Below are 13,183 nucleotides of genomic sequence, written 5' to 3'. Positions count from 1 at the left end.
ACGGAACCCTTCATTTCCAAAAACACACAACATCAGTTTGTAAATTAGCCAATAGCCGTAGCATCAATTTCGATCAGCATGCCAGTTAGGGCCAATCTTTGTACCGGAATAAGAGTGTTTACCGGAAATTTCTGATCAGGCCATATTTTGTTCGATTCTTTGATCAGGATTTCGTGTTTCGCCTCATCATAATCCACCACCAATGTTGTGAGCTTTGCAATATTGGCCATGGTTAAGCCTTTGCTTTTTAAAGCCAAAGCTATATTTTCGAATACAATACTTACCTGAGTCCTAAAATCATCACTCAGTATGCCATCCATTCTGCTACCACCCTGGCCTGCAACAAATACAAGTGAGGAATTGGCTGAAACTAAAGCAACGTGAGAATATCCATGCGGACGGGGATCGTATATCCCTGCGGGGTTGGTGATTTCTAAAGTAGGTTTTTCCATTAGCTATAAATTAACAGGTGCTAAATTATTCGATAAGAAATAGTAAACCGTCGGTTGTTTGCAATAAAAAACCTCCTGATCTTTATAAATCAGGAGGCTATAATAATTATCAGGCTTAATTAGTTACCCGTAGCTGTCCAGGTATTATTATCTGTGTTCGAATCTGGCAATACTTTATTAGGATCTAAGGTAACGGATTCGATCTCTTCAGTTGTTGGATAACGTACCAACCAAGTCGCATTTTTCATCCAAACATCAACCGGAACTTTTACGATATCCGTTTTACCACTTTTGGTTTTAACCTGCAGGATAATTGGCATTGGCATTTTCTCCAGGTTTACAACTTTAATCGCGTAGCCCACCAATTTATCGTCTTTCTTAACGGCCTCAACACCAGCAATACCCTGATCCATTTTCCAGTTGTTTAACCACCAGCTTCTCCAGAACCAGGCTAAATCTTCGCCAGCACCATTTTCCATCGAACGAAAGAAATCAAATGGGGTTGGATGTTTAAATGCCCAGTTTTTAATGTATTGACGGAAAGCATAATCAAAACGATCTTCACCTAAAATCTGATTTCTCAAGATATCTAAGCCCCATCCTGGTTTATAATATAAATTAACACCTATATTACGCTCTGCCATACCATCAGGCATTAACATCATGTTTTCATAAACCGGATTTCCGATGGTGCTTTTACCAACTTTATTCATATCGGTTGGCTGAGCGGCATACTCACCTTTATTAAAACTACTTTTAGAAATACCGTTGATAAAAGTATTGAAGCCTTCATCCATCCAACCATATTTACGTTCGTTGGAACCCACAATCATAGGGAACCAGGTATGGCCGAATTCGTGATCGATTACGCCCCATGCACCTGCTTTTTTAGCTTTCCAACCACAAAAAACAATACCAGGATATTCCATGCCACCTACATTGGTAGCCACATTAACTGCCATTGGATATGGATATTCGAACCATTTGGCTGAGTAGTGCTCAATGGTAGATTTTACATATTCTACACCACGGCCATATGCATCAACACCGTTGCTTTCTACTGGTTGTGCAGAAACGGCTAGGGATTTTTTACCGCTTGGCAAATTGATCCTTGCTGCATCTAACACAAAAGATTTAGATGAAGCCCAGGCCGCATCGCGTGCATTTAAGATTTTAAATCTCCAGGTTAATTTATCTTTCGCCGGACGGGATTTTGGATCTGTTACCTCTTCTTCTGTACGGATATGAATGGTAGCATCGCTAAGTTTAGCGGCATTCCATCTTTTTAATTGTTCTGGTGTAAAAACTTCGGCAGGATTTAACAATTCGCCCGAGCCCATTACGATATGGCTTGCCGGTGCGGTAATGGCAAAATTAATATCGCCATATTCGCAATAAAATTCACCGCCGCCCCAATAAGGCAAAGTATTCCATCCTAGCACATCATCATACACACACATCCGTGGAAACCACTGTGCAATAGCAAAAATTTCACCATTTTTTGTAGTTAAATGTCCTGTCCTGTCCGAGCCCTCTTTTGGGATAACGAAAGAATAGTCCATTTTAACAGTTACAATATCACCATTAGCTGCCATTGGTTGATCTAAACGGATCTGCATGCGCGTATCTTCTACCAAAGAAGTAAATTTTACAGCAGCAGCTTTTTGCGATACACTGATGTTCTGGATTTTATAACCACCATCAAATTTTTCACCTTGTGCACCATAACGGCTACGCGTTGGTGTAATGGCATAACCACGTGAAGTTTCTTTAAAAGTATTCTGGTCTAATTGCAGCCATAAATAGGGTAATTTATCGGGACTATTATTTTTGTAAGTAATGGTAACGGTACCCGTAACCGTATTTTTAGTTTCATCGAGATTAGCTGTAATGTTGTAATCAACGCGATTCTGCCAATATTTTGGTCCGGGTGCGCCAATTGCAGAGCGGAATTCATTCCCGTTTTGTGTATAAAATAATGGTCCAAAGGCTTCAGCAGGGTTATAATTGGTAGCTGGTGCCGGTGTTGTAGCTTGTTGGGCCGATGCAGAAAAGGCAAAAACGCAACAAATCAAACATAAAGTTATTAGTTTAGTCAATTTCATGATAATAATAAGGTTGTAATCAGGCGGTAAATATAAAAAATAACCACATATAGATTTATATGTGGTTATAATGTTACCAATAATCGCTACAATGCTACCGATAGTAATTAAGTATATTAATTTGCTTTTAACTTCGGCAAATCCTGTAGTTTTCTTTCTTGCGGGGTTAATTTTTTCCACGCTACAAAGGCGCGGGAAATATAATAAGCATAGCGGTATGGCCTTTCTGCCTTTACTGTCTCTACTGAGGGGCGATAAATAATCATGAAGTTTTTAAGTTCCTCACCCTCTAGCTTGGTCATATCCGTAATGGCCTTTGCGGTAAAGTTCTCATCAATTTCCTGGAGATACATTTCCTTTTCCTCCAAATCGGCCTCTTTTCGTTGTTGTCTTCTATATTTACCATAGCCAAGGTTTAGGTTTAAGCCCCCAACCTTGTCGGTTATACGCTTACGGTTTAGGTTTCCACCCGTACTCAATAGCGTATATTTTTCCGCTAATGGATCTTTCGCATCTGTAACCTGACTATTCATCCGCACTGCTGTAATATTTACATCTTTTAAACTGTTCGATTTAACCGGAAGATATATCGTTCTATTTAAGAGGTTGGTTAAGTACAGCGTATCGGTATGATAGCCAACGGCAGAAAACTCTAAAAGATCGCCAATATTGGCACCAATGGCATACTTACCTTCTTTATTTGTACTCGTTGATTTTTTACTGTTCAGGTTTCTGATACTAACACCAGGAAGAGAGAGCGTTTTTTTCGAGTAATCGAAAACCGTACCTGTAGTTACCGTTTGTGCAAAAACGCCAATTGGCAAGGCAAGCAATAGAAAAATGATCAGTTTGTACATACTCAAAAGTAACTTAGTTCGACATTTAAAAGCTGCATTTAACAAACTTTAACATTAGAACAATTGAATCAGGCTAGTGTTTTTAAATAATTGTCATCATCAAATCCAATTAATATGGCTTTGTTGTTTTGCTCAATAATCGGACGTTTTATTGCGCTGGTATTTTCTTTTAAATAAGCTATTGCCAAATCTTGGTTATCAATTTTAGCCTGCTCTTCTTTAGTGAGTTTTTTCCAGGTTAAACCTTTGCGGTTTAATACCGTTTCCCAACCAAAGGTATTACACCATTCATTTAATTTTTCAGTTGTAATGCCTTTTTTCTTGAAATCGTGAAATTCAAAATCAACCTGATGTGCTTTTAACCAATCGAGCGATTTTTTAACTGTATTGCAATTTGGAATTCCGTAAACGGTCATATTGAATGAATGAATTTTTAATGGGTGACTGAATGTAAAAGCAAAGTTAATAAACTGTTTAGCTTTATACTTAATATTTTGAAGATCCTTATTTTATTGTGGCGCTGGATGTAGTGTCAGATATTTCTATTTGACACTAATCGTAATTATTCATTCGGGTATGAATCCAACTATCAGTCAGATGGTAACATCTGACAGCACAACGAAGAAAGTTGACAACGCTAAAAAACCGATCTTAAAATCAAATAATCCTAAAAATCCTATTCATTCATCCCATTTTTTGCCCCATCCATCACATTTTAAATATAGATGTAAATTCTCTTCGTAAAATTGTGGTATAAACTAAAACAAATGGTAATTCTATCAGGTAACCCATCAACAATAAAAACCAAAAGCATCAACCAGCTTGAGTTTTGGATTTCTACAACGCTATATGTGCTGGCCCTAATTGGTATCTGCTCATCCACAATCTATAACTCGGGCAATTCTTATCGTTTTGAAGAAAGCGGTATTGATTATAGTGTAATGGCAAACTTCTTTATTCCAGAATTATTTAAGATCACCAGTTTATATATCAGCTTTTTATTGTTCAATTTTTGCCTCATGCCCCAACTTGCAAATAAGAATAACATAACACTTAATCTTATTCTTACGGTTTTGGTCACAGCGTTCTCTGTAGTAGCGTGGATGGTTTACAACACCTATTCTCAAGCATACAGGTTGGTTGAATATGATGACATCGATAACGCTTACGGAATCTTTTTTGGCGAAGCTTTTACTTATATTTTCTTTTTATATCTACTCTTTAATGCTTATGCCTATTTTAATGAGCGGGGCCTAGAATTACTAAAAAGAATCCCGGTATTAAAAAATTACCATAACAACATCGTTCCTGAGCTTTTTGTAAGCACCAAAATCTGGCTGATTTCGCTCATGATTTTTGCAGCCGTACTTTCAGTAAGAATAGATTACGAAATACTGATTGTTTGGGTAATTGTACCACCGGTAAATATCTTTCTAGCTTTTTGCTCTATTTATTACGTTATTCCAAACCTGAGAAAGGATTTTAAAGGTTTTGGCCGGTATTTTTGGGGAAATGTAGGTTTAACCATTATCCTCTCACTCCTACTGTCGATCGTCCTTATCCCTTTTATGCGCAATGGTGCTGTAGTGCCGATTACCTTAATTTTAAACGCAATATGCTTAATCTGCATTACTACGCCATCTGCATGGTATATTTACAAACATAAATTTGAAAAACAGAGCGAGATTCAGATGCTCAAAACGGAATTGGGCAAATCGGATGCAAACCTAAATTTCTTAAAATCGCAGATCAATCCGCACTTCTTATTCAATGCTTTAAATACCTTATTCGGAACAGCTTTGCAGGAAAATGCAGAAAGAACGGGCGAAGGGATCCAGAAACTTGGCGATATGATGCGCTTTATGCTCCATGAAAATACCCAGGATAAAATTTCGTTAACCCGAGAGGTAGAATACCTGAACAACTATATTGATTTACAAAAGCTGCGTACCTCTCGCTCTGCAGATATCAGGATTGATACACATATTGAAGAGCAGTTAAATAACCTGCAGATTACGCCGATGCTGTTGATTCCATTTATTGAAAATGCATTTAAACATGGTATTAGCTTGCAACAGCCTTCGTACATTAAAATCACCTTGCAAACCAAAGAAAAAACTTTATATTTTGATGTAAGCAATAGCATTTACATTAAGGCAGATAATGACCCCGAGAAATTAAAAAGTGGCATCGGACTAGAAAATGTTAAACAACGTTTATCATTACTTTATTACGGAAAACATGAATTGATTATCCGCGAAAGTGCCAATGAGTTTTTTGTTCATTTAACTTTGCAATTGGATTAGTGATACGTATCTTTCAGAAATCAAATAAACGAGTAAATAATTTAAATTGATAAATTTGGGTGATTCGTCATTTCGACTGGAGCGCAGCGTAATGGAGAAATCTTTGACCGAAGTTTAAAAGATTTCTCCGCTACGGTCGAAATGACGATCTCCTTTGAGCTCTCCTAGAGATGCTTCCTTCGTCGGCATGACAGAAGAGAAAAACACAAAGAAAAAAATAAAAAATGATTGCCATTGCTATAGATGATGAACCGATTGCACTAGAGATTATAAAATCTCACGCCTCAAAAGTTCCATTTGTAACATTGCAACAAACTTTTACAGATGCTTTTGCAGCCATCAGCTATCTTCAGCAGAACAAGGTTGATTTAATTTTTCTGGATATCAAAATGCCAGATATCAGTGGAATTGATTTTTTAAAGAGTTTGAGCAAGCCACCAATGGTTATTTTTACAACGGCCTACACAGAGCATGCTGTGCAGAGTTTTGAACTCGATGCTGTAGATTATCTGCTAAAACCTTTTTCACTTTCGCGTTTCTTAAAGGCTTGCAATAAAACCCAGGAACTCTTTAACCTGCGCAACCAGAAGCAGGAAACAAAAACAGCATATATTTTCGTAAAAGATGGTTACGAGCAAATTAAGGTGGAGTTGGACGAAATCCTTTATGTGGAGGCCTCAGGCAACTACACCCAAATACAGCTAAAAGACAAACTTTTAAGCTCGAGGATTACCATTAACGATTTGGCTGAACTGTTGCCGAAAGCAGATTTTATCCGTTGTCACCGGGCTTTTATTGTGGCTAAAAATAAAATATCCAAATTTGATCGCAGCCAGATTTGGATTGGAGAAAAAATTATTCCTATCGGGGCAACTTATACCAATATTAAACTTACTTAATGCAATTTAAACCTCACAGGTTTAAAAATCTGTGAGGTTTGTGCTTCATTAGTTAGACCCTGAAATGAATTACCTTCGGTGAGCTCGCTTAAGGCTCGGTTTACTCCGTAGCTTTCCGCTTCGCTCCAGGTCAGGGTAAAGGTGGTCAAAATATTAAGGTTTCACATTTACCCTTATTCCTGCTGAGTGTGTGGTAAACTCAGGTGCGTACATGCTTTGCAAAGAGGTAATTCCATTTGAAAAATTTCCGGCATGTGTAACCCTTAATGGATACTCGAATACATAGGTTCCTTTAGGCATATAACTAATAAAGAAATTGGTTGAAGCATCTTTTGTACTTTCGTAATAACCTAAACCATCCTGATATTTATACCTGGAGATTACGTTTACAGGTTCAAAACCCGATGAACGCATATCTTTCAAATGAATATATTCCATATCCCGATCACAATAAATTTCAATACGCACTTTTAATAAATCGCCAGGCGCTAAAACATTTGTTGCAGTTAATGGCGTCAAAATATCGCCCTTAGTACTGGCTTTTTGGATAAACAATTGCTTTTTAATTTTAACACCTGTACTGGCAGTGCTTATTTTATCCAATTGCTCAAAATACTGCCAGTAAAGCGCTCCCCATGCAATTGTTGTGTTGTTATTTTTCACCTGTACCTTACCCATTTCTGGTTTTACATCAGTACCGGCAATGGTTAACTTTTGATAGCCTGTTCCAGCTTCTTTTACGGCGTTAGGCTGTTGCAAATCTGCTATTTTTTGACCGCCAATAGTTATTTCAGGTTCATTGCGCTCTGTCAAAAGGTTAGTACCTTTCATTAGCAATGCATAACAAGCTGCCGTAGTGGCTTTGGTTGTTTTCCAATCGTTGGTCTGTTTGTTTTTGAGCAACCAGATTTTCATTTCCTCCACCGATTTGGCATCGTTAGTCACTTCGTCGAAAGCCTCTATTAATAAAGCCTGTGTTTCTATCGGACTTTGGTACCACCACCAGCCTGCTTTATTGGTAGCCCAATACATGCCGAGTTCTTCATTTTGCTGAGCCGTTTGATTTAATAACGTAATGATTTTTTTGGCTTCTACCTCATTGCCGTTTCTATTTAAAACCAAGGCGGTTTGTGCCAACTGGTAAGTATCAAAGGTTTTCCAGCTCGCTATTAATTTTTTCAGATAGAAATCTTTGGCCTTTAAAAAATCTGCATTGGTATTTTTTTGATTAGTGTAACTTCTGGCGAATAGATAGTGCAACGGCAAATAGGCAAAACGTTTTCCTTTCACTTCATCCTTATAATCTTTAACCAGCTGTGCATCTAAATAAATAATGGCTTTGTTAAGCATTACATTAAAATTAGGATAAGCTTTTTCGTCAATCAGTTTTAGTTTTTTTAGCTGGCCCATTCCTAAAACTATGTGTTGTGTAATGTACCGATCTTCCTGCATGCCATTAAACCATGGAAAGGCACCATTATTAAATTGCATTTTTTCTAACTTTTCGAAGTTGTTTTTTAACTCGTAAGTCATTCTATTCAAATCGAAAAGCATGGCCAAACGTTTTTTACGCTCGTTTTCATTATCGGCATTACGCACCCAAGGCGTTTCTTCTAACAAAATTGATTTGAGCTCCTGGTTTTTCTCTAGGTTAGATAAGAGGGCTTCGCCATTATTTGTATTTTTCCATTGTTCGAAAACGGTTTTAATTTTTGGTGAGGAATTAATGATACCTGTTGCAAAACTATTGGCATAAAACCGGCTAAAAGTTTGTTCAGCACACTCATAGGGGTATTCCATCAAATAAGGTAATGCCTGCACGGCATACCAGATGGGATTTAAGGTAAACTCGAAAGTTAAACTTTGGTTACGTAAGGTTTTTGAAGCTCCTGATTTCTCCAGCTTCACAAAATCGAAAGTTTTACTGGTATTGCCACGCACGTTTATAGGCATACTTTCGGTAACCAACATTGAGTTTGCCAAAACGGGAATGGTATTTTCTTCACCATCGCTAAACTTACCACTTTGGGCCAAAACTTTATAGGTAATGGCATTAATACCGGATGGAATAATTAATGTCCATTTTAAAACAGCATTTCCTGCATCATCAACTTCGAAAGTTTTTCCGGTTTTTTCGTTTGTTCCAAAAATCTGGATCGGTTTTGCAGTTAAGGCATCTGTAAGTTCTAAACTGGCCTTACCGATAAGTTTTTTGCCTGCCAGGTTATTTAGTTTGGCGCTTAATAAGATGGTATCCCCTTCGCGGAAAAAACGTGGGGCATTAATGGCAATGGCCAATTGTTTCTGGGTAACCAATTCATTGGTAATCGATGCCGTTTTTAAATCTTTGGTATGTGCAAAACCCATCATTTTATAGCGTGTTAAACTTTGCGGGATGGTGAACTCGATCTTGATTTCGCCTTTGGCATCGGTTAACAATTGTGGATAAAAAAATGCGAGCTCGTTGAAATTGGTACGTGGCGTGATGTCAGTTTTTTTGTATTTAAGTACTTCCACTTCCTGACGTATTGTTGTTGATTTATCTTCATCAGCCATTGCAAAGACTGAAGTATCTTCAGCCCTATTGCCAGAAACAGCTCCCTTTAGTTTTTCAACTGTGGGTGCTTCAACACTTAATCCGGCAGCCTTCCCTTCCAAAGTTGACATCCCTCTAATTTGAACAACCGAACCAGTCATATTCTGCTTTTTTTGTGCTCCGTATCCCGTAACCACCACTTCTTTCAAAGCATTTCCATCCTCCTTCAGGGTTACATCAATCCGTTTTTTAGCACCTACTTTTATAGCGTAGCCCTTAAAGCCTAGAAAAGCAAAACTCAATGTTTCCCCTGCTTTAACATCAATAGTATAAATACCAAAAACATTAGTGGTTGTTACTGTTTTGCCAGATTTTACCTCTACACCTGGCAATATTTCGCCATGTTCATCGAATACCACCCCGTAGCTTAATTTGCCATTAGCCAACTCAGCTAATTTCTGAACAGCCTCAGGAGATAAACCCTTTCTTTTAGGCCTTTGTAAATTGTTCATATAATTACGATAACCATTGTTGTAGCCACCATAATAATTGTAACCGAATAAATTAAGGTTTTCGTAACCGCGTGTAATTACGCCAAAATTATTTCCAGATCTTAAAAACCATAAATAACCAGCGTTTGCGATGTCATTTACATTGAAGTTCCAAGTGTAAAAATAATAGTTAAAGCCTGTTGGTAACTGCGTATTCCAATCCATTCTTTTCAAGTCGTCCAAACTTGCATCGTATAGCGTAGCCACCATTTCGGCCATCTGCTTTTCGCCATTTTTATTACTGATCTGTAGTTTCCAGCTTTCTTTTTCACCAGGCTGAAGTTTATTTCTAAAGGTTAAAAACCTGATATCTAACTCTTTTTTCGGATCTATAATTTTAACCTGTTGCATCGAACTGTAAACCATACCTTGATGTACCATGGTAAACTGTACGGCAAAACCATCCTCGTAATTACCTTTCGGTTTAATTTTAACAAAACTTTGTTTTGGCGATAGATTAAGCCATACCTTTTCGGCTATACTATCACGATAATAAACTTCATAATAAGCCCTACTATTATCGGCTAAGCCCGCCAAGCGGAAAACAGCGCTTTCAGTCGGTTTAATTACGCTTACTTCAGGAGCAATCCATTCGATATTAGATTGTATCGTTGCAGGCGCTTCATTATAGATAACTAAATACTGATCTACTTTAATGGTATCGTTCTGCTCGTTTATGGCTATTAAATTGATTTTATAATAACCTGGTTTTAGGTTTTTTTGGTTGAAGTTTAAACTCCCCCGACCATTTTTAGCAGTAGGGCTTTGTTTCAATTCTACCGATTTTATTGGCCATTTGGCTACTTCGAGTTCATTGTTATAATCTTCATTTGGAAAATTCATTATAAACTCCTCTTTACTTAATGCATAGTTTTCGGCATAAAACGGACTCTTGTTCATTAACCTGGATGGCGCCTGCAACAAACTCCATTCTGCCTTAACATTCGCTTTAATGGGTTCGTTGTTTAAATTGGTTACCCAGAATGGGATACTATCGGTTTTGTTGCTTACATAAATAACCTGTTCGGTACTGACATTAAGATTAATATCTTTTTGCCCCACATTTATCGCTGTGGTTTTCGTTCGGGTTTCGCCATTTAAATCCGTTACCTCAGTTTCAATTTCGTAGCTATAATTCTGTTTGGCATTGGTGGCCTTTGCAAAAAAGGTAATATCGAATTTGCCACCTGGTTTGGTATTTGTTTTGCCAATGGCAATCTGCTTTCTTTCACTATATATATTTGAATCATAAATAGCATTACGTTGCGTGTAAGTTAAGTGGTAATCGTACAATACTCTACGGAAAACCTTATAATTTACCTTTGCATTATTTACGGAATATCCTGAAAAAGAACTGGCTTTACCTTGTACTTTAATGCTGTCGTTCAGTTTGTAGTGCTGATTAGGTTTATCAAAAACGACCTCAAAAGTTGGGCGTTTGTATTCCTCAACCTGTACATTAATACGCCCATAATCGGTTTCAATTTCCATCTGGCCATTTAATTTCCCCATCGGGATATTAAAAGATCCTTGAAAAGTACCAAAATCATTGCTCGTTACATTAGTCGAAGTTATTTCCTTTCCGTTGGCATCATTAAAAAAAACCTCAAGTGTTTTATTTACTTCTATTTTATTTTTACCATCTTTCGATTGTAAGCATATACCCTTGTAGTAAATGGTTTGCCCTGGCCGATAAATAGGTCTATCAGTAAAAAGAATTACACGTTCTTTATCATCCTCATCCCGATAGGTGTTATAATTATTGATGTTTACTTTCAATTCGTCTTTCCCAAAAGTAACCACCGCAAAAGACATATTCCCACCGGTTTCATTTGTAGTTGCGTAACCATTTTCATTAGTGGTAATTAAATCGCCATTAATATATTTCCGCTTGTTATAGTCATATCTCTGTTGTTGGATTTTAACATTCTTCAACGGGGCACCGTCGCTAAGCTGGCTAACAAAATATTCATGTTTTTCAATATTGCGCCTGCTGATTACAGCCATTGCAGTAACCTTAAAATTAATATTGCTATAAACGGTATCTTTTTGTTCGCGGTTAACAGTTTGGGCAATCAAAGTATAATTACCAAAGGGTAAACCATCTATTTTATCAATTAAGGTATGGCTTTGATAATCGCTGGTTTTAGGTACAACGACAAACCATTTTTTGATTACTTTATTTTGATTAAAAAAAACTAAAAAGTCATCCTTGTTTTTAAACTGTTCGTAATTATTTTGAGATTCGGGTGCTTTAAACAGCCTAACATGTACTGTATCTGTATTTTTATATGATAAATATAACTGTGCAGGTTTATCCGGCTGGATATATCCTTTTATTTTAATTGATAATTCGCTGCCTTTAATCTGCCTGATTAAATTTTCTACATTTTGCGCACCGATACTTTTAGGATAGGCCTCAACAGCTTTTTTGGCTAAAACAACGGCTGTTAAAAGATTTTGTTTGTTGGTATCAACAGGCAATTGCGCATTTTTATGCATAAGGGCCTGTTCATATAAGATATCGGCATAAACTTCGGTTTGGGTGCTTTGTTCAGCCAAATTACTCAAAGCGTTATTGTACAATTCCTGATTATCGCCACTAAAATTTCGTTGTATAAATTTTAAGCGCTTTAAATCAATATCGGCCAATGCCGAAAAGTTATTGCTGTTTTGATGAAATCTTATCAGGTTTTTAAACAACTGCAAAGCTTGCGGTTTAAACAATGTACTATCATTTGTGAGTTCCATCACCAAAAAATCCTGTCTGTTGCCAAACCAGGCAGCATTGCTCATATCAATTGAGTCATCATCATATTGTGTAAGGTTAATCTGTGTGTTGCTAAAAACATCGATGGCCCGGTGTGCAAGCAGATCATACAGTGTTGGCCTGTAATTCCGGTTATTTTTATCTCCCGCCAAAACGGCATCCAAAACATCAACTTTAGTTTGCTGCAAAATTTTGGCTTCTTTTAACGATAACAGGTAGTATTTTATCGTTTCTTCGTTTAGTTTTTTAATGCTCCAGGTTTTAATATCATTGCCAATATCGCCCTGTACTTGTGTACGCGATCCAATTTGCCACCTATTTTGTTGCAAATAATTCCAATATGTTTCGGCTAAAAGCGACTGTAAAATGCTTTTTTCGGGTTGTTTGGCATTGCTGATGTCTGTGCGCAGGTCAACCAAAATTTTATCAAAGGCATTCTCTTCCAAATAGCTTTGAAACATCATCCGGTAGATAACTGATTTGATCAGCAATGGTGCATTGTTCTCTTTATTTGCCGCTTGATTTATTTTTTCGATCAAAGCCAGGGCATCCTTGGGTTTGGCCAGGTTAGCAAGAGAATCTATCCGATAAAAATCGGCCAGCGTATATTTATGCTGAGCAGAAACATCGAAGGAAAACAAAAAGGTAAAAAGAAATAAAGCGGAGATACGTAATGATATGTTCATAAGATGGCTTTGCGTTTTAAT

At 37.2% G+C, this 13,183-nt stretch carries 7 protein-coding genes; 2 read left to right on the top strand and 5 right to left on the bottom strand.

Annotation, left to right across the window (positions count from 1 at the left end):
- Positions 1-44 precede the first annotated feature (44 nt).
- The 4 genes from AC1DNH_RS07425 to AC1DNH_RS07410 form a co-directional block, all read right to left on the bottom strand.
- Entirely contained in the window at positions 45-452 is a 408-nt protein-coding gene (locus AC1DNH_RS07425; RefSeq protein WP_477581527.1) for a RidA family protein, read from the bottom strand.
- A gap of 119 nt (positions 453-571) precedes the next feature.
- Complete coding sequence (locus tag AC1DNH_RS07420) at positions 572-2,557, bottom strand: M1 family metallopeptidase (protein ID WP_477625286.1); 1,986 nt, start codon at positions 2,555-2,557, stop codon at positions 572-574.
- 116 nt (positions 2,558-2,673) lie between these two features.
- A complete protein-coding gene (locus tag AC1DNH_RS07415) occupies positions 2,674-3,414 on the bottom strand; it encodes a carboxypeptidase-like regulatory domain-containing protein (protein WP_477581522.1) in 741 nt (246 codons plus the stop codon).
- 68 nt (positions 3,415-3,482) lie between these two features.
- Positions 3,483-3,830, bottom strand: coding sequence for a Spx/MgsR family RNA polymerase-binding regulatory protein (locus AC1DNH_RS07410; RefSeq protein ID WP_029279935.1), 348 nt, complete (start codon positions 3,828-3,830; stop codon positions 3,483-3,485).
- Between the two features lie 351 nt (positions 3,831-4,181).
- On the opposite strand from AC1DNH_RS07410, the gene AC1DNH_RS07405 reads away from it, so the two are divergent.
- Together AC1DNH_RS07405 and AC1DNH_RS07400 are read left to right on the top strand one after the other, a co-directional pair.
- Positions 4,182-5,720, top strand: coding sequence for a sensor histidine kinase (locus AC1DNH_RS07405; protein WP_477581520.1), 1,539 nt, complete (start codon positions 4,182-4,184; stop codon positions 5,718-5,720).
- A gap of 224 nt (positions 5,721-5,944) precedes the next feature.
- Positions 5,945-6,619, top strand: a complete 675-nt coding sequence (locus AC1DNH_RS07400) for a LytR/AlgR family response regulator transcription factor (RefSeq protein ID WP_477610303.1) — start codon at positions 5,945-5,947, stop codon at positions 6,617-6,619.
- 153 nt (positions 6,620-6,772) lie between these two features.
- On the opposite strand, the gene AC1DNH_RS07395 is transcribed toward AC1DNH_RS07400, so the two are convergent.
- Positions 6,773-13,162 (bottom strand): alpha-2-macroglobulin family protein, encoded by a 6,390-nt coding sequence (locus AC1DNH_RS07395; protein ID WP_477625285.1) that lies wholly within the window; start codon positions 13,160-13,162, stop codon positions 6,773-6,775.
- Between the last annotated feature and the right edge of the window lie 21 nt (positions 13,163-13,183).

The organism is Pedobacter sp. 01N310 (assembly GCF_056399805.1).
The sequence above is the reverse complement of the archived record's forward strand: the minus strand, read 5'-3'. Positions and strand labels throughout refer to the sequence as shown.